25 protein-coding genes are annotated in these 22371 nt (G+C 73.5%); 12 read left to right on the top strand and 13 right to left on the bottom strand.

All coding sequences use genetic code 11. The features are described 5' to 3' along the window. Nucleotides 1–25: 25 nt before the first annotated feature. Nucleotides 26–721 carry an HAD family hydrolase gene (locus KBX43_RS09515; protein WP_069087214.1) on the top strand — a complete coding sequence of 232 codons (696 nt, stop codon included), beginning with the start codon at nt 26–28 and terminating at the stop codon, nt 719–721. A gap of 63 nt (nt 722–784) precedes the next feature. On the opposite strand, the gene KBX43_RS09510 is transcribed toward KBX43_RS09515, so the two are convergent. Beyond that, a complete protein-coding gene (locus tag KBX43_RS09510) occupies nt 785–1318 on the bottom strand; it encodes a hypothetical protein (protein WP_187694423.1) in 534 nt (177 codons plus the stop codon). Between the two features lie 112 nt (nt 1319–1430). Then, entirely contained in the window at nt 1431–2300 is an 870-nt protein-coding gene (locus tag KBX43_RS09505) for a PhzF family phenazine biosynthesis protein (protein WP_064447573.1), read from the bottom strand. A gap of 33 nt (nt 2301–2333) precedes the next feature. Here KBX43_RS09505 and KBX43_RS09500 point away from each other — a divergent pair, with 33 nt between their 5' ends. The 3 genes from KBX43_RS09500 to KBX43_RS09490 all read left to right on the top strand — a co-directional run bounded on the left by KBX43_RS09500 (nt 2334) and on the right by KBX43_RS09490 (nt 5442). Next, the gene (locus tag KBX43_RS09500) at nt 2334–3620 is read left to right on the top strand and encodes a magnesium transporter MgtE N-terminal domain-containing protein (RefSeq protein ID WP_064447753.1); all 1287 of its coding nucleotides are present in this window, start codon (nt 2334–2336) and stop codon (nt 3618–3620) included. Next, nucleotides 3613–4221: a DUF1003 domain-containing protein gene (locus KBX43_RS09495; protein WP_064447572.1), complete on the top strand. Its 609-nt coding sequence runs from the start codon at nt 3613–3615 to the stop codon at nt 4219–4221. The genes KBX43_RS09500 and KBX43_RS09495 overlap by 8 nt, the downstream gene beginning before the upstream one ends. Before the next feature lie 72 nt (nt 4222–4293). Further along, nucleotides 4294–5442: an Mrp/NBP35 family ATP-binding protein gene (locus KBX43_RS09490; protein WP_030501083.1), complete on the top strand. Its 1149-nt coding sequence runs from the start codon at nt 4294–4296 to the stop codon at nt 5440–5442. Nucleotides 5443–5505: 63 nt separating this feature from the next. Here the strand turns inward: KBX43_RS09490 and KBX43_RS09485 are convergent, their stop codons facing one another. Next, on the bottom strand, nt 5506–5916 hold the full coding sequence (locus KBX43_RS09485) for a preprotein translocase subunit TatB (protein ID WP_043330672.1): 411 nt from the start codon (nt 5914–5916) through the stop codon (nt 5506–5508). A gap of 73 nt (nt 5917–5989) precedes the next feature. Beyond that, on the bottom strand, nt 5990–7294 hold the full coding sequence (locus tag KBX43_RS09480; protein ID WP_176722725.1) for a S1C family serine protease: 1305 nt from the start codon (nt 7292–7294) through the stop codon (nt 5990–5992). Between the two features lie 211 nt (nt 7295–7505). Here KBX43_RS09480 and KBX43_RS09475 point away from each other — a divergent pair, with 211 nt between their 5' ends. Further along, nucleotides 7506–8156, top strand: coding sequence for an O-methyltransferase (locus KBX43_RS09475; RefSeq protein ID WP_255358665.1), 651 nt, complete (start codon nt 7506–7508; stop codon nt 8154–8156). Nucleotides 8157–8178: 22 nt separating this feature from the next. Here the strand turns inward: KBX43_RS09475 and KBX43_RS09470 are convergent, their stop codons facing one another. Both KBX43_RS09470 and KBX43_RS09465 read right to left on the bottom strand, forming a co-directional pair. Continuing rightward, complete coding sequence (locus tag KBX43_RS09470; RefSeq protein WP_069087217.1) at nt 8179–9657, bottom strand: M17 family metallopeptidase; 1479 nt, start codon at nt 9655–9657, stop codon at nt 8179–8181. Between the two features lie 143 nt (nt 9658–9800). Next, on the bottom strand, nt 9801–9968 hold the full coding sequence (locus KBX43_RS09465) for a DUF3117 domain-containing protein (protein ID WP_013283866.1): 168 nt from the start codon (nt 9966–9968) through the stop codon (nt 9801–9803). 190 nt (nt 9969–10158) lie between these two features. On the opposite strand from KBX43_RS09465, the gene KBX43_RS09460 reads away from it, so the two are divergent. Both KBX43_RS09460 and KBX43_RS09455 read left to right on the top strand, forming a co-directional pair. After that, nucleotides 10159–10977 carry a PaaX family transcriptional regulator C-terminal domain-containing protein gene (locus KBX43_RS09460; RefSeq protein ID WP_043326925.1) on the top strand — a complete coding sequence of 273 codons (819 nt, stop codon included), beginning with the start codon at nt 10159–10161 and terminating at the stop codon, nt 10975–10977. Nucleotides 10978–10981: 4 nt separating this feature from the next. Further along, nucleotides 10982–11773 carry an enoyl-CoA hydratase/isomerase family protein gene (locus tag KBX43_RS09455; RefSeq protein ID WP_043326927.1) on the top strand — a complete coding sequence of 264 codons (792 nt, stop codon included), beginning with the start codon at nt 10982–10984 and terminating at the stop codon, nt 11771–11773. Nucleotides 11774–11814: 41 nt separating this feature from the next. Here KBX43_RS09455 and KBX43_RS09450 read toward each other — a convergent pair whose 3' ends face one another. The 5 genes from KBX43_RS09450 to KBX43_RS09430 all read right to left on the bottom strand — a co-directional run bounded on the left by KBX43_RS09450 (nt 11815) and on the right by KBX43_RS09430 (nt 15041). Beyond that, nucleotides 11815–12567, bottom strand: coding sequence for an SDR family NAD(P)-dependent oxidoreductase (locus KBX43_RS09450; RefSeq protein ID WP_043326929.1), 753 nt, complete (start codon nt 12565–12567; stop codon nt 11815–11817). 67 nt (nt 12568–12634) lie between these two features. Further along, nucleotides 12635–13258 carry a hypothetical protein gene (locus KBX43_RS09445; RefSeq protein WP_043326931.1) on the bottom strand — a complete coding sequence of 208 codons (624 nt, stop codon included), beginning with the start codon at nt 13256–13258 and terminating at the stop codon, nt 12635–12637. Then, a complete protein-coding gene (locus KBX43_RS09440) occupies nt 13255–13878 on the bottom strand; it encodes a DNA-3-methyladenine glycosylase I (RefSeq protein ID WP_051611548.1) in 624 nt (207 codons plus the stop codon). Before KBX43_RS09440 ends, KBX43_RS09445 begins: the two co-directional genes overlap by 4 nt. Nucleotides 13879–13929: 51 nt before the next feature. Beyond that, complete coding sequence (locus KBX43_RS09435; RefSeq protein WP_043326933.1) at nt 13930–14430, bottom strand: SRPBCC family protein; 501 nt, start codon at nt 14428–14430, stop codon at nt 13930–13932. After that, nucleotides 14427–15041 (bottom strand): DivIVA domain-containing protein, encoded by a 615-nt coding sequence (locus tag KBX43_RS09430; protein WP_104115122.1) that lies wholly within the window; start codon nt 15039–15041, stop codon nt 14427–14429. Before KBX43_RS09430 ends, KBX43_RS09435 begins: the two co-directional genes overlap by 4 nt. A gap of 152 nt (nt 15042–15193) precedes the next feature. Here KBX43_RS09430 and folP point away from each other — a divergent pair, with 152 nt between their 5' ends. Beyond that, a complete protein-coding gene (folP, locus tag KBX43_RS09425; protein WP_166455791.1) occupies nt 15194–16063 on the top strand; it encodes a dihydropteroate synthase in 870 nt (289 codons plus the stop codon). Nucleotides 16064–16093: 30 nt separating this feature from the next. Here the strand turns inward: folP and KBX43_RS09420 are convergent, their stop codons facing one another. Then, on the bottom strand, nt 16094–16471 hold the full coding sequence (locus tag KBX43_RS09420) for an NADH-quinone oxidoreductase subunit A (protein ID WP_030501070.1): 378 nt from the start codon (nt 16469–16471) through the stop codon (nt 16094–16096). A gap of 188 nt (nt 16472–16659) precedes the next feature. On the opposite strand from KBX43_RS09420, the gene KBX43_RS09415 reads away from it, so the two are divergent. The 3 genes from KBX43_RS09415 to KBX43_RS09405 all read left to right on the top strand — a co-directional run bounded on the left by KBX43_RS09415 (nt 16660) and on the right by KBX43_RS09405 (nt 21068). Continuing rightward, nucleotides 16660–17997 (top strand): hypothetical protein, encoded by a 1338-nt coding sequence (locus KBX43_RS09415; protein ID WP_247677287.1) that lies wholly within the window; start codon nt 16660–16662, stop codon nt 17995–17997. A 196-nt stretch (nt 17998–18193) separates the two neighbouring features. Beyond that, a complete protein-coding gene (locus KBX43_RS09410) occupies nt 18194–20041 on the top strand; it encodes a 2-oxoacid:acceptor oxidoreductase subunit alpha (RefSeq protein WP_113972096.1) in 1848 nt (615 codons plus the stop codon). Then, nucleotides 20034–21068 (top strand): 2-oxoacid:ferredoxin oxidoreductase subunit beta, encoded by a 1035-nt coding sequence (locus KBX43_RS09405; protein ID WP_043326944.1) that lies wholly within the window; start codon nt 20034–20036, stop codon nt 21066–21068. The genes KBX43_RS09410 and KBX43_RS09405 overlap by 8 nt, the downstream gene beginning before the upstream one ends. 80 nt (nt 21069–21148) lie before the next feature. Here KBX43_RS09405 and KBX43_RS09400 read toward each other — a convergent pair whose 3' ends face one another. After that, complete coding sequence (locus tag KBX43_RS09400) at nt 21149–21796, bottom strand: FMN-dependent NADH-azoreductase (RefSeq protein ID WP_104115126.1); 648 nt, start codon at nt 21794–21796, stop codon at nt 21149–21151. 86 nt (nt 21797–21882) lie between these two features. Here KBX43_RS09400 and KBX43_RS09395 point away from each other — a divergent pair, with 86 nt between their 5' ends. Beyond that, nucleotides 21883–22365, top strand: a complete 483-nt coding sequence (locus tag KBX43_RS09395) for a MarR family winged helix-turn-helix transcriptional regulator (RefSeq protein ID WP_174536704.1) — start codon at nt 21883–21885, stop codon at nt 22363–22365. Nucleotides 22366–22371: the final 6 nt, after the last annotated feature.

Here is a 22371-nt window from a genome sequence, read left to right as displayed (position 1 = left end):
CCTCGACGTCCGGAGGCGTTCCCTCATGCCCAGATTCCAGGCCGTGCTGTTCGATTTCTTCGGCACCCTGACCCACGGCGCGCGGCGTGGAGCCGCCCACATCGCCACCGCCGAACTGCTCGGCTGCTCCCCCGAGGCCCTGATGGAGGTGCTGGACAGCAGCTTCTACGAACGGGCCAGCGGCTCCTTCGGTAACGCCGAGTCCACCATGCGCCGGGTGTGCGCCCGGCTCGGCGTCCACCCGTCCGACGCGGCGGTACGCGCCGCCGTCGCCTCCCGGCACCTTGCCGTACGCGCCGACACCCGGCTGCGCGCCGAGGCGGTCCCGGTGCTGGCCGCGCTGCGTCGCCGGGGCGTCGGCACCGGGCTGGTCAGCGACTGCACGCACGAGCTGCCGGCGTTCCTGCCGCAGCTCCCGGTCGCGCCGCTGCTCGACGCCCAGATCTTCTCGGTACGCCTCGGGCGCTGCAAACCGGACCCGGAGCTCTACCTCGCCGCGTGTTACCGGCTCGGCCAGGCGCCGGCCGACTGCCTCTACGTCGGCGACGGCGACAGCCAGGAACTGACCGGCGCGGAACGGGCCGGGCTGAGCGCGGTCCGGCTGGCCGCGCCGGATCTGGCCGGCCATGTGGTCCTCAACGCCGACCACGGCTTCGACGGGCCGTCGCTGACCTCGCTGACGGACGTGCTCGACCTGCTCGACCCGGTCCCCGTCGCCTGACCGGGCGCGTCGAACGTGGCCGGGTCGGATCGGGCTGCCGCCTGACGCCCCGGCGGTTCGCGGTCAGCGGCGGCGGACGCGGTGCAGGCGGAACGGCTTGCGGACGGCCCGCACCACGGGGGCCGGCCGGGGCTGCTCACTCAGCGAGCTGTCCGGCAGGCCGGCGCCGGTCACGACGGCGCCGACGGGCGCGAGCCGGTTGAGCGCGCATCCCTGCGCCACCCATCGCTCCACCAGCTCGGCGGCGGCCCCTGAGGCGTTGAGCCGCTTCGCCGCGACCAGCGGCGCGGCGGTGTCCCACTCCTCGGTGCCGGGTCGCAGCCGGGTCACCCGCGCCGACCAGGTGACGATCCGTCCGCCGTGGTCGCCGCGCAACGTGACCTCGGCGGTCTCGCTGTCGGCCAGCCCGGGGGCGGCCTGCTCACCGGGGCCGGTGACCACCAGCAGCGTGCCGTCCAGCGGGAGGCACCACAGCGCGTACGCCGGACCGCCGCCACTGCTCACCCAGCAGACAGCGGCCTTCTTCACCGCCTCGTCCACCAGCGGAGGAGTCACCCGCTCGTCCACCTCGTCACTCACCCCGCCATCCTCCCCCATCCCGGCCCGTCCCTCCCGCCCCGGCCGGTTGACCAAGGAGTTCGTGTCCTCCAGAGGCCCGTTCGCCGACACGAACTCCTTGATCAACAAGGTGGGATGGGGTGGGGTGGGGTCAGCCGATGAACGGGGGGACGGTGATCTCGCCTCGGGCCACCGGCATCACCTGGCCGGAGACGGTCGCTCCCAGCGCCAGCCCGCCGGAGGCGGTCACCGTGCAGGTCAGCGTGGAGGGGCGGTGGATCTCGATGCCCTGCCGGACGGTGTACTCCGCGCGCCCCTCGCCGGGCAGCAGCCCGCTCGCGACCAGCCACACGCCCAGCCCGAGAGCGGCCGAGCCGGTCGCCGGGTCCTCGGGCACGCCGAGCCCCGGCACGAAGACCCGGGCGTGCGCGGTTTGCGAATCGGCGTCCCAGGAGAAGAGGCTGACGTGCTCAACGCCGTACCGCTCCGCCGCCGCCGTGTTCAACCGTGCCCGGGCCACCGCGTCCGGGCGTACCGGAAGGTAGGGGAACTCCAGGCCGCACCCGGCGACGCGCGGCGGCGGGCCGACGTGGTCGGGGCCGGTGAGGCCGACCATCTCCAGCAGCGGTTCCGGGTCGAGTTCCGGGCCGAGCGTGGGCGTGCCGCCGGTGAGCGTCGCGCCGGTGGCAGTCACCTCGATCGGCAGGACGCCGGCGCCGCACTCCTGGGTGACCCGGCCCGCGCCGAAGACGCCACGCCGGCTCGCGGTCACCGCGGCGCCGACGCTCGGGTGCCCGGCGAAGGGCAGTTCGTCGGCGGGGGTGAAGATCCGCGCCCGGTAGGTGGCGCCGACCTGTGTCGGCGGGAGCACGAAGACCGTCTCGGACAGGTTGAACTCCAGCGCGAGCGCCTGCATCTGCTCGGTGGCCAGCCCTTCCGCGCCGAACACCACGGCCAGCGGGTTGCCGGCGAAGGGGCGGTCGGTGAAGACGTCCACGATCTCGTAGCCCAAGGTCGACATGCTGTTAGAGAGTAGGCCCTTAGGCTGGTGCCCGTGAGCACGCCGAACCGGGTCTACCTCGCTCGACTCGCCGGAGTCGCCGTTTTCGACCCGAACGGCGATCAGGTCGGCCGCGTCCGGGACGCGGTGGCGCGGATGCGCGCGACCCAGCGACCGCCGGAGGTGGTCGGCCTGGTCGCGGAGATGCCGATGCGACGACGCATCTTCCTGTCCATCAACCGGATCACCTCCATCGATCCCGACGGGGTGGTGCTCGGCAGCGGCACGCTCAACCTGCGCCGCTTCGAGAAGCGCCCGAACGAGCTGCTGGTGCTCCAGGAACTGCTCGACCGCCGGGTCCAGGTCGAGGGCGGCCGGGCCGGCTCCGTGGTGGACGTGGCCATGGAGTGCAGCCGCGGCGGCGAGTGGACACTGAGCCGGGTCGCCGTCCGCGAGCACACCGGCCGGCTCACCCGGCGCGGCCACCTCCACCAGGTCGAGTGGGACCGGGTGCACGGCCTGGGCGCGGTCGGCGACAACCGGGGTACGGCGAACCTGCTCGCCGTCCTGGAGGACATGCGCCCCGCCGACCTCGCCAACGCCCTCCAGGACCTGCCCGACGCCCGGCGCAACGAGGTGGCCGCAGCGCTCGACGACGAGCGCCTGGCCGATGTGCTCAGCGAGCTGCCCGAGCACGACCAGGTGGAGATCCTGGCCGCGCTGGACCGCCAGCGCGCCGCCGACGTGCTGGAGGAGATGGAGCCGGACGACGCCGCCGACCTGCTCAACGAGCTGCCCCCGCCGGAGCAGGACGTGCTGCTCGATCTGATGGAGCCGGACGAGGCCGACCCGGTACGCCAGTTGCTGCGCTACGCCTCCGGCACCGCCGGCAGCGTGATGACCTCGGAGCCGGTGATCCTGCCGCCGGACGCCACGGTGGCCGAGGCGCTGGCCCGGATCCGGGAGGCGCAGCTCTCGCCGGCGGTGGCCGCCCAGGTCTTCGTGACCCGCGCCCCGCTGACCACGCCCACCGGCCGCTACCTGGGCATGGTGCACTTCCAGCGGCTGCTGCGGGAACCGCCGGCGGATCTGCTCGGCGGGATCGTGGTGAACGACATCGACCCGCTGCGGACGTCGACGCCGTTGCCCGAGATCACCCGCCGGATGGCCACGTACGACATGGTCGGCATGCCGGTGGTGGACCGGGCCAACCGCCTGGTCGGCGCGGTGACGGTGGACGACGTGCTCGACCATTCCCTGCCGCGGGACTGGCGGGACCGGGACGCGGCATCCCCCTCGTCCACCACCGACGACGGCATCCTGGACGGCGACGATGAGTGATCAGCGCCGGGGCGACCGGCTGGACCAGCCGCGCGCCCCGCGGAACCTGCGCCTGCCCCGGGTCGACGCGGAGACGTTCGGCCGCTGGGCCGAGGGCATCGCCCGGGGCATGGGCACGGCGAACTTCCTCGTCTACATGACGCTGATCCTGGTGGCCTGGTTCCTGTGGAACACGCTGGCCCCGGCGAACCTGCGCTTCGACCCGTACACCTTCACGTTCTTGACCTTGATCCTGTCCCTGCAGGCGTCCTACGCGGCGCCGTTGATCCTGCTCGCGCAGAACCGGCAGGCGGACCGGGACCGGATCGCGCTGGACGAGGACCGGCGGCGGGCCACGCTGCAGAAGGCGGACACGGAGTACCTGGCGCGGGAGATCGCCGCGCTGCGGATCGCGATGGGTGACGTGGCGACCCGGGACTTCCTCCGCTCGGAGCTGACCCGGCTGGGCGAGGAACTGGACGAGGCGGCCGAGCGGCGGCGCAAGCTGGAGCGGCGGCAGCAGGAGCGGGAGGCCCGCCGGACGGCCGGCGCCGATCGGCTGGACGAGCCCCGGGACGAGCTGGACGGCGACTTCGCGCGGGACGGTCGCTACGAGGGCTGACCGGCCATCGAATCGCTCACACCGCCCCCGCCAGCGGCGGTGGCCGATGACCCGCGACGTAGCATTGCGGGCATGTCAGCACCCGTCAGCACCGTCTCCGACGCGATCCAGGCCGCCCTGGCCACCGTCAACGACCCGGAGATCCGCCGGCCGATCACCGAACTCGGCATGGTCCAGTCCGCCGAGCGGGACGACGACGGCGTGGTCCGGGTGGAGCTGCTGCTCACCGTGGCCGGCTGCCCGCTGAAGGACAAGCTGCGCAGCGACATCACCGCCGCCGTGGGCGCGGTGCCCGGCGTGAGCGGCGTGGAGATCGTCTTCGGGGTGATGAGCCCGGAGCAGCGCCAGGAGCTGCAGTCGAAGCTGCGCGGCGGTGGCGCCACTGCCGAGCCGGTGATCCCGTTCGCCCAGCCCGGCTCGCGGACCCGCGTCTACGCGGTGGCCAGCGGCAAGGGCGGTGTCGGCAAGTCGAGCGTGACCGTCAACCTGGCCGCCGCGCTGGCGTCGCGGGGCCTGTCGGTGGGTGTGGTGGACGCGGACATCTACGGCCACTCGGTGCCCCGGATGCTCGGCGCCGACGGCGCGCCGACCCGCGTCGAAGACATGATCATGCCGCCGCAGTCGCACGGCGTGAAGGTCATCTCGATCGGCATGTTCACCCCCGGCAACGCCGCCGTGGTCTGGCGCGGGCCGATGCTGCACCGGGCGCTCCAGCAGTTCCTCGCCGACGTCTACTGGGGCGACCTGGACGTCCTCCTGCTCGACCTGCCGCCGGGCACCGGCGACATCGCGATCTCGGTGGCCCAGTTGCTGCCGAACGCGGAGATCCTGGTGGTCACCACGCCGCAGGCGGCCGCCGCGGAGGTGGCCGAGCGGGCCGGCGCGATCGCGTTGCAGACCCACCAGCGGGTGGTCGGCGTCATCGAGAACATGTCGTGGCTGGAGATGCCGGACGGCTCCCGGATGGAGGTCTTCGGGGCCGGTGGCGGCGCGGCGGTGGCCGAGTCGCTGACCCGGACCATCGGAGCGCAGGTGCCGGTGCTGGGGCAGATCCCGCTGGACACCCGGGTACGCGAGGGCGGCGACGCCGGTCAGCCGATCGTGCTGGCGCAGCCGGACGCTCCCGCCGCGAAGGCCCTGTTCCAGGTCGCCGACCGCCTGGCCGTACGTCGCGAGTCCCTGCTCGGCAAGCCCCTGGGCCTGAAGCCCGCCGGCCGCTAGCTCCCACCGCTCCCCAACCGCCCCTTCCCGCCGCACGCGAGAGGGGGCGGTCCCTTTTCCGGCTCAGGTGGCGTCGTCGTAGGACGGGCGGGGGGCCGGCGGGGTGGGGGTGCTGGTCGCGACGCTGGGGGTACGCAGGTCGGCGGCCTTCGCGACGTCCTTCAGCTCGTCGTGCACGCCGGTGACGTCCGAGCGCAGGTTGTCGTACATGCTCTGCAGCGGCTTGCGGATCGCCTGCTCGTCGTCCTCGCTGAGCAGGTGCTTGCGGATGAACGCCTTGGGGTGCAGGTCCTCCAGCTGGATGTCCGTACCCAGCTCGCGGCTCAGGTCGCCGGTGGCGTTGCGCGCCATGCTGCGCAGGTTGCGGACCATCCGGAGACCGTCGTTGATGACGTTGGGCAGCCGGTCCCCGAAGATCAACAGCGCCAGGAGCAGCAGGACGCCGATCTCCCACCAGTTCAGGTTCTCGAACACCGCGGCCTCCTCGTCCGTGTCCACGGCAAGACTACGCACGTCAGGTGACCATCCGGGAGGGGGTGACCGGTGCTCACTTCGCGTCGGCGGCGAGCGTCACCGAGGCGTTCTGCCGCGCCGACCCCCGCCGGTACTCGACAGTCACCACCGAACCGGGCGCGTACTTGCGCACCAGCGCCACCAGATCGGTCGGGTCGGTCATCGGATGGCCGTCCAGCCGCAGCACCACGTCCCCGGTACGCAGCCCGGCGGCCGCCGCCGGACCGGCCGGCTCGACCGCGTTGAGGCGTACCCCGCCGCCGGTGGCGCCGGTGCCGCCGACCTGGGCGCCGATCACCGTACGCCGGGCCTTGCCGGTGCCGATGATGTCCTCGGTGATCCGCTTCGCCTGGTTGATCGGGATGGCGAAGGCGAGACCGATGTTGCCGGCCTCCTGCCCGTCGGCCACCAGTGACTTGATCGTCGAGTTCACCCCGACCACCCGGCCGGCGCCGTCCACGAGCGGGCCGCCGGAGTTGCCGTGGTTGACCGCGGCGTCGGTCTGGATCGCCGCGTAGTAGCGGGTCGGCCCGCCCGGCTCGCCGGCCTGCATCGTCCGGTCCAGCGCGCTCACGATGCCGGCGGTGACGGTGTTGGCGAGCGACAGCGGCGAGCCGATCGCGAGCACCGGGTCACCGACAGCGAGCGCGTCGGAGTCGCCGAACTGCACCGGCGTCAGCCCGGAGCGGGAGACCTTGATCACTGCGATGTCCGACTCCGGGTCCTGCCCCACCACGGTGCCCGCGGCGGTGCTGCCGTCGTTGAACACGACCGTCGCCTTTCCGGGGCCGTCGGCGACCACGTGGTCGTTCGTGACGATGTGCCCCTCGGCGCTGACCACGAAGCCGGAGCCCTCACTGGTGCCGCCGAGACTGACCACCCGGATGGTGACCACGCTGGGCAGGACCCGCTCGGCGACGCCCGCGAGCGACTCGGGCTTGCGCTGGGCCAGCGCCGGGGCCTGCCCCGACTGCGCGCCGAGCGTCGGCACGTCACCGCCGCGCAGGAGGGCGTACGTCAGGGCGCTGCCCAGGGAACCGGCCAGCAACGCGGTGACCAGGGAAATCAGCACCATCTGGCGCAGCCCCGGCCGGGTCGGCAGGTCCGGATCGGTGACCGGCTCCGGCTCACCCGCGCCCGGTGTCGGCGCCGCCGGTACGACCACGGCGGCCGGCGCGTACGGGTCCCGCCACGGGTCGGCGAGCGCGTCCGACCACCACGGCGACGTCGCCTGACCCGGGGCGTCCTGCGCGGGTCGTCCCGGCGCCGGTCCACCCGGTGCCGGTGATCCGCCGGGCCGGCGCCAGTCCCAGCCGTCGGTCACGTCGGTGCCTCCCACTCCGTCCCCCTCGCCCCGCGCCGGAGACCGGCGGAGCCGGACGACCGTGACGCGCGGGACGCATCCAGGATTACACGGATGACGCGAATGGAGTCAGGGGTTGCCCTCCGTGACCGCTTCACAGCGGACTCGCGGCTGCGCGGGTACCGGCCCGCCTCTACGCTCACAGTGCATACCGCCCCTCGCACCAGTCCGCCCCCGGAGGTGTCCCATCGCCACGGTCGCCGGTCACGGCAGTTCGACGGCCCAGGCGCTTCACTTCGCCGAGTCGTACGTCACCGAGGACCTCGTGCTGCGCACGGCCCGCGCCCTCGCCCACGAGGTGGGCCTGGAGGCGGTCACGCCCGGGTCGGGAGCCGCCCTGCGGCTGCTCGCCGCCGCCGGCAACGCCCGGGCGGTGGTGGAGATCGGCACCGGCACCGGGGTGAGCGGCATCTGGCTGCTGCGCGGCATGCGCCCGGACGGGGTGCTCACCACGATCGACGTCGAGGTGGAGTACCAGCGCATCGCCCGGCGGCTGTTCCAGGAGGCGGGTTTCCCGTCGGGGCGTACCCGGATCATCACCGGCCGGGCCCTCGACGTGCTGCCCCGCCTCGCGGACGGCGCCTACGACCTGGTCTTCGTGGACGCGGCGGCCACCGGCTTCGCCGCGTACGTGGACGCGGCGCTGCGGCTGCTGCGCCCCGGCGGGGTGCTCGCGCTCAACGGCGCGCTCGCGGCCGGCCGGGTCGGCGATCCGGCCGCGCGGGACGTCGAGACGGTCACCGTGCGGGAGGCCATCAAGGCGATCCGCGAGTCGGAGAACTGGGTGCCCGCGCTGCTGCCGGTCGGCCACGGCCTGCTCGCCGCCGTGAAGAGCTGAATCATGCCCCGGCACGCCTGATTCAGCCCAGCGTCGCCAGCCAGCGCAGCAACCCGCGTACGCCCCAGCCGGTGGCGCCCTTGACCAGTTCGCCGTGCGTGTCGTCGGACCACGACGGCGCGGACATGTCCAGGTGCGCCCACCGGTCCCGCAGGTCACCGGTGAACTCCCGCAGGTACAGCGCGGCCACCACCGAGCCGGCGCCCTGCGCCGGTGAGCTGTGCAGGTCGGCGACGTCGCTGGCCAGGTGTTCGACGTAGTCGTCGGCGAGCGGCATCCGCCAGGCCCGCTCACCGGCCGCGGTGATCGCGTCGAGCAGGTCGCCGGCCAGGGCGTCGTTCTCGCTGTAGAGCGCCGCGTGCCGCTTGCCGAGGGCCACCGCGTTCGCGCCGGTCAGCGTGGCCAGGTCGATCAGCAGGTCGGGCTTCAGCTCGCGGACCGCGTACGCCATCGCGTCGGCGAGGACCAGCCGGCCCTCCGCGTCGGAGTTGGTGCTCTCGCTGGTCAGCCCGCCGTAGTGCCGGATCACGTCGCCGGGGCGGAACGCCGACCCGCTGACCATGTTCTCGGCGAGCGGGGCCAGCGTGGTGACCCGTACCGGAAGCCCCAGTTCGGCGGCGCCGAGCGTCGCGGCGATCACCGCGGCGGCGCCGGCCATGTCCTTGCGCATGAGCTTCATGGCGGGCACCGGTTTGATCGAGATGCCGCCGGTGTCGAACGTGATGCCCTTGCCGACGAGGACCACGTGGGTGCGCGCGCCGTCGGGCCGCCAGTCCAGCTCGACCAGGCGGGGGCCGCTGGCGGAGCCGCCGCCGACGGCCAGGATGCCGCCGAAGCCCTCGGCCGCCAGCTCCTGCGGACCGCGTACCCGCAGGTGCAGGCCGGTCCGGCCGGATGCGGCGCCGGCCACCTGCTCGGCGAACCACTCCGGGTTCTTGGTGGACGAGGGCGTGTTCGTGAGGTCCCGGGCCAGGCGGGTCATCTCGGCGGTGGTCCGGGCGGCGTCGAGCGTGCCCGCGAGCGCCTCCGGGTCGTCGACGAGCACCAGCGCCTCGGCCAGGGCCGGGCGTCCGCCGGACTCGGTGAGGCGGAAGCGGTACGAGCCGAGCAGCAGGCCCTCGGCCAGGCCGCGCAGCGCCTCGGTCGCCTCGCCGGGAAGCGCGATGGTGATCTGCGTCTCATCCTTCGCCGCGCGGGCCAGCGCGGCGCCCGCGGTGCGCCAGTCGCGCTCGTCGCCGGACCCGACGCCGAGCAGCCATAGCCGTGCCGGAGCGCCGCCGGGACGCAGGTGCTCGCGTACCTCACCGGCGGCGCCGGTGAGCCGGGTGGCGGGCAGCAGGGCGGCGGCCTCGGCCCGGACGTCGTCGCCGGGCGCGACGGCGGTCGGGACCAGTTCGGCCGGAGAGCCGGACGAGTCCGCGGAGTCGGGCTTCCCGGGACGGACGGGCAGGACGAGAGCGTCGGACCCCGCGGGCCCACTCACCAGACGAATGACCAGCACGCTGGACCGTACCTCCGAAATGGTTTCAACGGGGACGTTTCATCGCTCACCCGCAGAGGAAGGCCCTGAGCCACCGGCGGTGCCGGTGGCTCAGGGTATGACGAACCGCCCGCGCGGCGGACGCCACGCGGACACTCCTCGAATCAGCCCGCTGCCGCCTTCAGCGCGTCACCCAGCGCGGTGGCCTCGTCGGGAGTCATCTCGACGACGAGCCGGCCACCACCCTCCAGCGGGACACGCATGACGATGCCCCGGCCCTCCTTGGTGACTTCCAGCGGACCGTCGCCCGTCCGCGGCTTCATCGCCGCCATGTTGTCTCCCCTCAGACCTACACCAGGGTCGGTGAGTTGCCCCACAGCCACTTCGCCAACGCCAACCGCAACCATCACGGGAGGCTCGACCAACGATTTTCCCTGATGAACACCGCCGGACCCAAACCGAAGCAGCATTGATGTAACAGCATCTAGCTTATCTTGGATAGGCCTGTCACAATGTGCGGTCATGCAGGCACGGTCGGCACTCTTCGACCTGTACGGCGACCACCTCCGGGCCCGAGGTGGCCGCGCACCCGTCGCCGCCCTGGTCAAGCTGCTCGCCCCGCTCGGGATCGCCCCACCGGCGGTGCGCACCGCGGTCAGCCGGATGGTCCGCCAGGGCTGGCTGGAACCACTCCGGCTCGCCTCCGGACCCGGGTATTCGATCACCCCGAAGGCGGCACGTCGACTCGACGAGGCGGCGTCGCGGATCTACCGGACCGGACGGCACAGTTGGGACGGACGGTTCGACCTCCTGGTGCTCACCCCGCCCGCGTCCCGCCGCGACCGGCAGCGGCTCGCCGCCAACCTCAGCTTCCTCGGCTACGGCACGCTCGACGACTGCACCTGGGTCGCCACCCGTGCCGGCGAGGACGTCGACCTGCTGCTCGACGAGGCGGGCGTGCGCTACGAGCGCTTCACCGCCGCACACACCTCCGGCACGCCCGGCGCGATGGGCGTGGTCCGCCGCGCCTGGGACCTGGCCGAGATCGGCCGGGCGTACGAGCGTTTCGTCGCCGAGCAGAAGCCGCTCCTGTCCGGCGTCACGGTGCGCAGCAGCGACGAGGACGCGTACGCGGCCCGGTTCCGGCTCGTGCACGCGTGGCGTACGTTCCTGTTCCGGGACCCGCAGCTGCCACCGGCGCTGCTACCCGAGCGGTGGCCGGGCACCAGCGCGGCCAGCTTCTTCGACCGGCACGCCGCCCGGCTCCGGCCGGCCGCCGACCGGTACGTCGAGCAGTGCCTCGACGCGAGCAACCGCCTGGCACGACAGAAGGGTCGTTAGAAACGTGACCGAGCCGCTGCTCGTCGACCGCACCGACGCCGTCGTCACCCTGACGCTGAACCGCCCGACGGCGATGAACTCGCTCGACGTGGCGCTCAAGGAGGCGCTCCGGGACACCCTGGCCGAGCTGGAGACCGACCGCTCCTGCCGGGCCGTGGTGCTGACCGGCGCGGGCGGCTCGTTCAGCGCCGGGCAGGACCTGCGCGAGCACGTGCAGACGCTGGACTCGGCCGACGCCGACCCGCTGGGCACGGTCCGGGCGCACTACAACCCGATCGCCGCCCGGCTGGCCAACCTGCCCAAGCCGGTGGTCGCCGCGGTGCGCGGCATGGCCGCCGGGGCGGGCGCCTCACTGGCCCTGCTCGCCGACTTCCGCATCGGCGGCCCGAAGACCCGTTTCCTGATGGCCTTCGCCGGGGTGGGGCTGGCCGCCGACACCGGCGCGTCCTGGACGCTGCCCCGGCTGGTCGGCCACGCCAAGGCCGTCGAGCTGCTGATGCTCGCCGAGCCGGTGAGCGCCGACGACGCCTGCCGGCTGGGCCTGCTGAACCGGCTGGTGGACGACGACGAGCAGGTGCTCCCGGCCGCGCAGGAGCTGGCCGCGCGGCTCGCCGCCGGCCCGACCGTCGCGTACGGGGCGATCAAGCGCCAGCTCTCCATCGCCGACGCCGGCACGCTCGCCGACGCGCTGGCCGCCGAGGCGCAGGCGCAGGCGATCTGCGGCGCCACCGCCGACCACCACGCCGCCACCAAGGCGTTCGTCAACAAGCAGAAGCCGGTCTTCGAGGGCCGCTGAACCGGGCCGGGGCGGGCGCCGGGCACCCCTCGCGCGCCCGCTCAGCGGGCCACGTAGCCGCCGTCGATGGGGATCGTGTGCCCGGTGACCCAGGCCGCGTCGTCGGAGGCGAGGAAGAGCACCACGCCCGCCACGTCGTCGGCGGTCGGGATGCCGGGCTTCGGGTTGAACGACTCCATCTGCCGGCGCATCTGTTCCGGGTCCGGCGCGTTCGCGATGAAGTGCTCCACGAGCGGGGTCATCACCACTGTCGGGGCGACCGCGTTGACGCGTACGCCCCGGGCGGCGTACTCGACGGCCGCGGACCGGGTCAGCCCGACGATGCCGGCCTTGGTGAACGTGTACGGCGAGATGTTGTCCTGCGCGGTCAGCCCGGCCGTGGACGAGGTGTTGACGATCGCGCCGCCGCCGGAGCGCAGCATCGCGTCGATGCCGTACCGCAGCACGTAGAACACGCCGTCGCCGTTGATCCGGCGGACCTTCTCCCAGTTCGCCAGGTCCATCTCGTGCAGCGCCTGCTGCTGCCCGTCGATGCCGGCGTTGTTGAAGATCACGTCGAGCCTGCCGTACCGCGCGACCGCCTCGGCGATGCCGCGCTCGACGGAGGTGGCGTCGCCGGTGTCCATGGTCACCGCGAGCGCGTCCGGCAGGCTCGACGCCACCCGTTCGGCGCCCTCGGTGTTGATGTCCGCGATCACCAGCTTGCCGCCCTCGGCGGCGAACCGGCGCGCCGTCGCCTCACCCAGGCCGGACGCTCCGCCGGTCACCAGCACGACCCTGTCCCGGAACCGCATGGCACCCCCTTGACCACGCCGGCCGGCGCCGGCCCTCGTCCCGGACGCTACCGCCCGGGACGGGGGGTCAGTCGTCCTCTTCCGGATCCTGGTTGGCCTCGACGCCGAGCACGAACGCCTGCATGGCCAGCTCGTCGCCGTAGGGCGAGACGAACGCCGGCAGCTCCCGCGGGCCCAGCTCCTGCACGTAGGACCAGAAGATCCGGACCGCCTCGGCCCGCGACGCCGCCTCGATCGGCAGGTCCAGGCTGACCAGCCAGGTGCTGCGGGCCGGCGGCGGGCCGAGCCGGTCGGCCAGCGCCCGCCAGCGGGCCGGGTCGAGCGCGACCACCGGTCCGTCCGGCGCCGGGCCGTCGACCGGAACCGGCTCGTCCAGCGCCCGCCGGGTGTACGCGACCACGAGCGGCCCGGCCGCCAGGTCGGACTGCGGATCGTCCGGGTCCTCCCGGGTCCCGGACGCCGCGAGCGCGACCCGGCCGAGCGCGACCAGCCGCAGCGGCTCGTCGACCAGCACCGCCACCCGGTCGCCGGGGCGCGGGCGGGCCGCTGCGGCCGGCCCGGTCAGCTCCAGCACGTCGTGGTGCACCAGCCGCTCGGCCTCGAAGCGCTCGGCGGGCAGCAGCACCGCCCAGGCGCCGGTAGTGGTCTCACCGTCGGTCGTCCCGCTCGTACGCGGCTCGGTGTCGGTCATGTCCCAATCCCATCACGCCGGAGGTGGCGCGCTCGGTCACACCCCGGCCGGTCACCGCTCACGTGACAGTCGGCCAGGTGGTCGTCGACCATGCCGGTGGCCTGCATCAGCGCGTAGGCGGTGGTGGGGCCGACGAACCGGAAGCCCCGCTTCTTGAGCGCCTTGGCCATCGCGGCGGACTCCGGGCTGGTGGCCGGCACCTCGGCGAAGGACCGGGGGCGCGCCGCCCGGGGCGGCGGCGCGAACGACCAGAGCAGCGCGGAGAGGCCCTCGGGCAGCTCCGACGCGGCCCGGGCGTTGGCGATCGCCGCCTCGATCTTGGCCCGGTTTCGGACGATCCCCGCGTCGGCCATCAGCCGGGCCACGTCGGACTCGCCGTAGCGGGCCACCGACTCGATCCGGAACCCGGCGAAGGCGTCCCGGAACGCCTGCCGCTTGCGCAGGATGGTCAGCCAGGACAGGCCGGACTGGAACGCCTCCAGCGTCAGCCGCTCGTAGAGCGCGTCGTCGCCGCGCAGCGGCCGGCCCCACTCCTCGTCGTGGTAGACGGCGTAGTCGGGGGTGCTCGCTCCCCACGCGCAGCGCGGCAGCCCGTCGGGGCCGTTCACCAGGTCAGTCACGGCGTCCACGATAGGCCGGGCCACCGACAGCCCCGCCGCGCCGACCGCCGGTCAGGGCAGCCGGCCCTGCTCGACCAGCCGGGCGAACTTCTTCAACGCCTGGGTCAGGCTGAACTTCGAGCCGGGCCAGAGCACCGGCCAGGCCACCCGCCCGGCCGGGCCACCCGGCAGGTGGAACCACTCGTGCCAGACCACCTGGGTGCGGTCGCGGTCCATCGGGGTGCAGCGCAGCACGCCGGGGCCGCGCAGCAGCTTGCCGCAGTGCACCACGCCGACCTCGTACGGGGCGTCGACCCGGACCACACGCATCTCGTCCCGGAGCACGGCCGGGCCGAGCGCGGTGACCGCCTCGACCAGGCTGCCCTCGCCGCCGTCACCCTCGACCACCCGGACCCGGGTCAGCGGGATCCAGTCCGACTGGCGTTCCCAGGCGGTGAGCGCGGCGAAGACGCGATCGGCCGGCGCGTCGACGATCACGGTGGCGGTGACCTCGCCGGCGCCGCGCCGGGACGCCTCGGTGAAGTCGTCGGCCGGGCGGCCGGCGCCGGTCACGCGGACTCCGACCGGACCACCGAACCGCGCTCCCGGTCGTCGTCGGCCGAGCCGGCAGCGATCCCGTTCGCCGGGGAGACGGTGTCCTCGGTCGCCGCGGCGGCGGGGGCCTCCGCCACGCCCGGCTCGGCCGGGGTGCCTCCCGGCTGTCCGTCGGCGTCGGTACGGGACGGCTGCTCGGGCGCGGACAGGTCGATCACCACCGGCTCCGGGTCGGACGGGTCGACCGCCTGCTCGGTCTCGGGCCGGGTCGCGGCGGCCTCCTCGCGCGCCCGGCGCAGCGCGTCGGCGTCCTCGGTGCGGCCGTCGCGCAGGGCCGCGTTCTCCGCCTCCAACACGCTGATCAGCTCGGACTTGTAGCCGATGTCGTACGCCGCGCGGCGCAGCGCGGAGTCGACCTGGGCCATCCGGTAGCCGCGCAGCGCCGTGTCGAAGCGGACGCCTGTCACGTCCGACTCGTCGAGCGGACGGCTGCCCGGCAGGGGCACGGCCCGCCCGTCCGGCTCGGCCGGTGTCAGGCCCGGATCCTTGCCGGAGACCAGCACCGTCACGCCGAACACCACCGCCGCGACTGTCAGCGCGACGACCAAGAGGAGCAGAACCTCACCCATGCACAGATCGTGGCATGCGGGCCGGGATCGGGCGAGCCCTCCGGGACGTCCGGTCGGTAAATGCGTCCGACGCACGGGACCGGCAGGGGTGGCGCGCACGGGACCGGATAGCGTCGGACCGGCCGGCGAGCGCGGGCGACGAGGAGGCGGGCATGACCGGGGCGTTGCGGCTGGGCGGACGGACGTTCGGCCCCGGTGAGCTGGTGGTGATGGCGATCGTCAACCGCACGCCCGACTCGTTCTTCGACCGGGGCGCCACGTTCGCCCAGGACAGCGCGCTGCGCGCGGTGGAGCGCGCGGTCGACGAGGGCGCTGAGATCATCGACATCGGCGGGGTGAAGGCCGGCCCGGGCGACGAGGTGGACGTGGCCGAGGAGATCCGGCGGACGGTGGACACCATCGCCGCGGTCCGGTCCGCCTTCCCCGAGGTGGTCGTCTCCATCGACACCTGGCGGGCCGAGGTGGCGGTGGAGGCGGTGGCGGCCGGCGCGGACCTGCTCAACGACACCTGGTCGGGGGCGGATCCGGCGCTGGCCCGGGTCGCCGCGGCGACCGGCGCCGGGCTGGTCTGCTCGCACGCCGGCGGGCTCGCGCCGCGTACCCGGCCGCACCGGGCCCACTTCGACGACGTGGTGGCCGACGTGCTCGCCACGGTGACCGGGCTGGCCGAACGCGCGGCCGGGCTGGGCGTACGCCGGGACGGCATCCTGATCGACCCGGCGCACGACTTCGGCAAGAACACCCGGCACTCGCTGGAGATCACCCGGCGGCTGGCGGAGCTGACCGACACCGGCTGGCCGCTGCTGGTGGCCCTGTCGAACAAGGACTTCATCGGCGAGACGCTCGACCTGCCGGTGCCCGAGCGGCTGGAGGGGACGCTCGCCGCCACCGCGGTCTCGGCCTGGCTCGGCGCCCGGGTGTTCCGCGCCCACCAGGTCCGCGAGACCCGCCGGGTGCTGGACATGGTGGCCTCGATCCGGGGCGACCGGCCGCCGGCGGCGACCCGGCGCGGGCTGGCCTAGGAGGTCAGGTGACGCGCGGCGCCTGACGGGTCAGGTCCAGCGCAGGACGCCGCGCCGCCAGGCGTAGAGGATGCCGAGCGCGACGATCGCCACGAAGACGCCCATCTCGACCACGGTGGTGGCGCCGAAGCCGGGCCGGTCGAACACCAGCGCCCAGGGGAACAGGAAGACCGCCTCGACCGCGAAGAGCACGTACAGGTAGGCGTAGACGTAGTAGCGGATCTGCATCTGGGCCCAGTCGCCGCCGACCGGGTCGATGCCGCACTCGTACGTGGCCCGCTTGCCCCACGGCTCGGCCGGGCGGCTCGGACGTAACACCCGGTTCGCGGAGAACGCCGTCACGAAGAAGAGCACGGCGGCGAGCAGCAGCAGACCGAGCGTGGCGTACGAGCCGAGATATCCGGTCACGAGCGGAGCGTACCGGTCCCGTCCAGATGTCCCGGACACGTTACGAATTCGTTTCCTGGCAGGACTAGTGCCTGATGGCAAGCGTCACCGAATAATGGGACACCTTGACCCGCCCCGGAGGACAGATGGCCCGCCTGCGCGTTCGACCCGTTCGGCGGGCCGCGCTCCGTCGTACCCTCGCACTGCTGGTGCCCGCGTTGGTCGCGGCGGCGGTGGCGGTGGCGCCGGCCGGAGCCACGGCCGCCGCCGGAGGTCCGGCCGGCCTGGCCCGGGTGATCGAACCCGCCGATCCGGCCGGCGAGCCGACCGAACCGGTCCCCACCGCGGACCCGGGAACCAGCTCGCCCGCACCGCCGCCCACCGAGGCGCCGCCACCCCCGAGCACGCCTCCGCCGCCGGTCACCACCGCGCCGGCCCCGCCGGTCAGCAGCCCGCCCGTCGAACCGGCGCCGACCAGCGCGGCCCCGAACACCACCAGCGCGCCGCCGCCGGTCGTGCCGCCGGTCCAGCCCCCGCCGCCGCCCTCGGCCCAGCCGCCGGGCGGGCCGCTCGGGGTACGGGTGAACACCGAGGACGTGGTGCTCACCCCCGACTACTGGAACGCCGACAGCACGGTGGCCACGCTGCGGGTGACGGTGACGAACACCGGCGGCCGGGCGGAGCGGATCACGCTCGCCTACACGCTGCCGCCCGGGCTGACCGACGCGGGCACGCCGGGCTGCCAGCCGACCGGCGGCGCCAACCACAGCTGCGTCGGGTGGGACGCCGAGCCGGGCGCCCGGTTCAGCGCGACCATCCGGGTACGGGTCGACGGCGACGCCTGGCGGACCATGCCGCTGACCGGTTCCGTGCAGGTCACCGCCGTCGCGCCGGGGGTCAGCGGAGCGGCGTACGACGACGAGGGCTTCCCGGTGCTCTTCCCGCCCGGGCCGCCGGTGCCCGGGATCTCGCTGCGCGCCGACGAGGTGCTGTTCGACATCAGCGGCGCGCCCAGCACGCTCACCGTCCGGCTCGGCAACACCGGCGCTGTCGACGCCGCGGGCCGTGTCGAGGTGCTCCTGCCGGCCGGTGTCACGGTCGGCGACACCGGGAGCGGCTGCGCCGCGGTGACGCCCGACCGGACCCGGTGCGAGCTGGGCGTCCTGCCGGCCGGCCGGACCGCGACCCTGCGGTTGACGCTCGCCGCCTCGGCCGAGGCGCAGCGCCGTGCCCCGCTGGCCGGCGCGGTGATCGGCCGGCTGGACCCGCGCAGCGGGCGGGACCGGCAGGTGCAGATGAGCTTTCGGATCAGCGCCGCCGCGGCGGACGCCACCCCGCCGGTGGGCGTGCCGGGTCCGACCGCCTCGCAGGGCGTGCTCGCCGCCGGTGGCGGGCCGGCCGACGACGACGCCTCGACCCGGCGGACCGCGATCGCGCTGATCGCCGTGTCCGGCCTCCTGGTCGTGCTCGCGCTGACGCTGGCGACCCGCTCGCTGCGCCGCCGCAGTGACATCACGGTGCCGGAGCGGCCGGCAACCGACCGGTGATCATGAATACGTGGTGATCTGGGTTACGGACCCAGGTACTAAACGCTGCAAAGCGGGGCATACAGCGGCCCGAACCAGTCCCATACGTCGGACCTCGACCAAGGTGGCCCTAACGTGGCGACGTAGGCTCTGACGTGAGAATCGGAGCGGGCCGGGCCGGCAGGGGCGACGGCGCTCAGCGAAGCGAGGTGCGGGTGTGACCAAGCAGATCCGTCAACTGGACCGGGTGGTCATCCGGTTCGCCGGGGACTCCGGCGACGGCATGCAGCTCACCGGCGACCGGTTCACGTCGGAGACGGCGCAGCTGGGCAACGACATCTCCACGTTGCCCAACTTCCCGGCCGAGATCCGCGCCCCCGCCGGCACCCTTCCCGGCGTCTCCAGCTTCCAGGTGCACTTCGCCGACTACGACATCCTGACCCCGGGTGACGCGCCGAACGTGCTGGTGGCGATGAACCCGGCCGCGCTCAAGGCCAACCTGGCCGACCTGCCGCGCGGGGCGGACATCATCGTCAACACCGACGAGTTCACCCGGCGCAACCTGGCGAAGGTCGGCTACGCGACCAGCCCGCTGGACGACGACTCGCTCGACGGGTACGCGGTGCACCCGGTGGCGCTCACCTCGATGACGATCGGCGCGCTGGCCGAGCACGACGTCTCCAAGAAGGACGCCGAGCGCGCCAAGAACATGTTCGCGCTCGGGCTGCTGAGCTGGATGTACTCCCGCCCGTACGAGTCCACGCTGCGCTTCCTGGAGCGCAAGTTCGCGGCCCGCCCCGAGCTGGTGGCGGCGAACGTGGCCGCGTTCCGGGCCGGCTGGAACTTCGGCGAGACCACCGAGGACTTCTCCGTCCGGTACGAGGTCAAGCCGGCCAAGATGCTGCCCGGCACCTACCGGAACATCACCGGCAACGCGGCGCTGTCGCTGGGCCTGGTGGCCGCCGGGGTGCGCTCCGGGCTGCCGGTGTTCCTCGGCGCGTACCCGATCACGCCGGCCTCGGACATCCTGCACGAGCTGAGCAAGCACAAGAAGTTCGGCGTGGTCACCATGCAGGCCGAGGACGAGATCGCCGCGGTCGGTGCGGCGCTCGGCGCGTCGTACGGCGGCTCGCTCGGCGTCACCACGACGAGCGGTCCCGGTGTGGCGCTGAAGAGCGAGACGATCTCCCTCGCGGTGGCGCTGGAGCTGCCGCTGGTCATCGTCGACGTGCAGCGGGCCGGGCCGTCCACCGGCATGCCGACCAAGACCGAGCAGGCCGACCTGAACATGGCCCTGTACGGCCGGCACGGCGAGGCGCCGGTCGCGGTGATCGCGCCGAAGTCGCCGTCGGACTGCTTCCACGCGGCGCTGGAGGCGGCCCGGATCGCGCTGACCTACCGCACGCCGGTGATCCTGCTGTCGGACAACTACGTCGCCAACGGCTCCGAGCCGTGGCTGCTGCCGGACGTGGAGTCGCTGCCCGACCTGCGGGTCGAGTTCGCCACGAAGCCCAACGGCGAGGACGGCACCACCTTCCTGCCGTACCTGCGCGACCCGCAGACGCTGGCCCGCCCGTGGGCGGTGCCCGGCACGGCCGGTCTGGAGCACCGGATCGGCGGCCTGGAGAAGGCCGACAAGACCGGCGACATCTCGTACGACCCGGCCAACCACGACTTCATGGTGCGGACCCGCGCGGCCCGGATCGAGACCATCCCGGTGCCGGCCGTCGAGGTGGAGGACCCGGACGGCGACGCCCGGGTGCTGGTGCTGGGCTGGGGCTCCACGTACGGCCCGATCGGCGCGGCCTGCCGTGGCCTGCGCCAGCGCGGGCACTCGGTGGCCCAGGCGCACCTGCGGCACCTGGCCCCGATGCCGGCCAACCTCGGCGAGGTGCTGGCCCGGTACGACAAGGTGGTCGTGCCGGAGATGAACCTCGGCCAGCTCGCCCACGTGATCCGGGCGAAGTACCTGGTCGACGCGATCGGCTACAACCAGGTCCGCGGTCTGCCGTTCACCGCCGCCGAGCTGGAGACGATGCTGGAAGAGGTCCTGAAGAATGTCTGAGCCCGTCGCCCTCAAGCTCACCGCCAAGGACTTCAAGTCCGACCAGGAGGTGCGCTGGTGCCCCGGCTGCGGCGACTACGCCATCCTGGCGGCCGTGCAGGGCTTCATGCCGGAGCTGAACATCCCCCGGGAGAACATCGTCTTCGTCTCGGGCATCGGCTGCTCGTCGCGCTTCCCGTACTACATGAACACGTACGGGATGCACTCGATTCACGGACGTGCCCCGGCGATCGCCACCGGCCTGTCGGTGTCCCGGCCGGACCTGTCGGTCTGGGTGGTCACCGGTGACGGCGACGCGCTCTCCATCGGCGGCAACCACCTGATCCACGCGCTGCGCCGCAACGTCAACCTGAAGATCCTGCTGTTCAACAACCGGATCTACGGGTTGACCAAGGGCCAGTACTCGCCGACCTCCGAAGTCGGCAAGATCACCAAGTCGACGCCGGTCGGTTCGGCGGACGCGCCGTTCAACCCGCTGTCGCTGGCGCTCGGCGCCGAGGCCACGTTCGTGGCCCGGACGATCGACTCGGACCGCAAGCACCTCCAGTCGGTGCTGCGGGCCGCCGCCCAGCACGAGGGCTCCGCGTTCGTGGAGATCTACCAGAACTGCAACATCTTCAACGACGGCGCGTTCGACACGCTGAAGGAGCCGGCCACCCGGGACGACTTCCTGATCCGGTTGGAGCACGGGCAGCCGATCACGTTCGGCAAGGACGGGCAGTTCTGCGTCGTCCACCCGCCGGGCGGCTTCGGCCTGGAGGTCCGGGAGACCGCGAACACGCCGGCCGAGGAGATCGTGGTGCACGACGCGGGCGTGGCCGACCCGGCGTACGCGTTCGCGCTGTCCCGGCTGCCCGGCCTGGATCTGAGCAACACCCCGATCGGCGTGTTCCGGTCGGTGGGCCGCCCCTCCTACGACAGCGTGGTGCAGGAGCAGGTCGCGGCCGCCAAGGCGAGCGTGGACAAGACCCCGGAGCAGCAGCTCGCCGCGCTGCTCGGCAGCGGCGACACCTGGACGATCCTCTGATCCGCCGCTGACGCGTCACGCGAGAGGGCGGGCCGTTCCCCCGTGGAGCGGCCCGCCCTCTCGCGTGTGACGCAGCCCGGTCAGGCGGCCGCCGAGGCGGGCACCCACAGGTCGTCGACGGCCCGCTCGGCCGCGGCGAGGCTCTGCTCGAACAGCGGGATCAGCTCGGCCATCGCCGGGTTGACCGGGGCCAGGGTCAGCTCGGCGCAGATGAACCGCGGCTCCAGGCCGGTCAGGGACAGGCCGTGCGGCAGCCACGGCTCGGCGTGGTCCCAGCCCTCGCGCGGGGTGCCCGGGCCGTACCCGCCGCCGCGGCTGACCAGGACGACGAACTGGCGGTCGCCGAGCAGCCCGGCGTTCGTCACCGGGTCGTAGGCGATGCCGGGGGCGATCAGGTGGTCGACCCAGGACTTCACGCTGCTGGGCGCGCCGTAGTTGTAGAGCGGGAGCCCGAGCAGGACCGTGTCGGCCTGCTTCACCTCGGCCACGACCTCCTCGGTCAGCCGCCAGGACGCCGCCTGATCGGGGGTGTGCTGGTCCGGCGGCACCATGCGCGCGAGGCCGCTCGCGGTGTTCAGGTGCGGCAGCGGGTTCTGTCCCAGGTCCCGGTAGGTGACGGTGCCGTCCGGGTGGGCGGCGCGCCAGGCGGCGGCCGCGCGGGCGGTGAGCCGCCGGCTGATCGACCGCTCCCCGGTGATGCTGGAGTCGATGTGCAGTAGGTGTGCCATTGGTGATTCCTCCTCCGACGATCGTTCGTGTAGAACCAACTATTTATAGCAGGTCGATGTTCCTCGGAGCGCGTAAACTGGGTCACATGTCCGCCGCACCGGTCGAGGAGTCCGAGCGCCGCTCCGGGCCCCTGCTCGACCACCTGGCCCGGCGGATGCGGCTGCGCTCGGAGTCGGTGCTGGCCCCGCTGGGCCTGCGCCCCCGCCACCTGGTGGCGCTCACCGTGCTGCGCGACTCCGGCGGCATCAGCCAGCAGGCGCTCGCCGGCACGCTCCAGCTCGACAGCACGAACGTGGTCGGGCTGCTCAACGACCTGGAGGCGGACGGCCTGGCCGAGCGCCGCCGCTCCCCGGAGGACCGCCGCCGGCACGAGGTACGCCTCACCGAGGCGGGCACGAAGCGACTGCGCGAGGCCGAGTGCGCGCTCGCCGGAGCCGAGGAGGAAGTTCTCGGCGCGCTGGCGCCCGGCGAGCGGGACCTGCTCTACGACCTGCTGCGACGGGCCACCCAGGGCCGGTCGTCGACCTGCGGCGAAGTGATGGCGGAGGGCGGCCCGGGCGCCTGCTGACCGCCG

The sequence above is a fragment of the Micromonospora sp. C41 genome (genome assembly GCF_018070485.1).
Lineage (GTDB): Bacteria > Actinomycetota > Actinomycetes > Mycobacteriales > Micromonosporaceae > Micromonospora > Micromonospora chalcea.
Note: the sequence above shows the minus strand (reverse complement) of the source record. Positions and strands in the feature narration are given on the sequence as shown.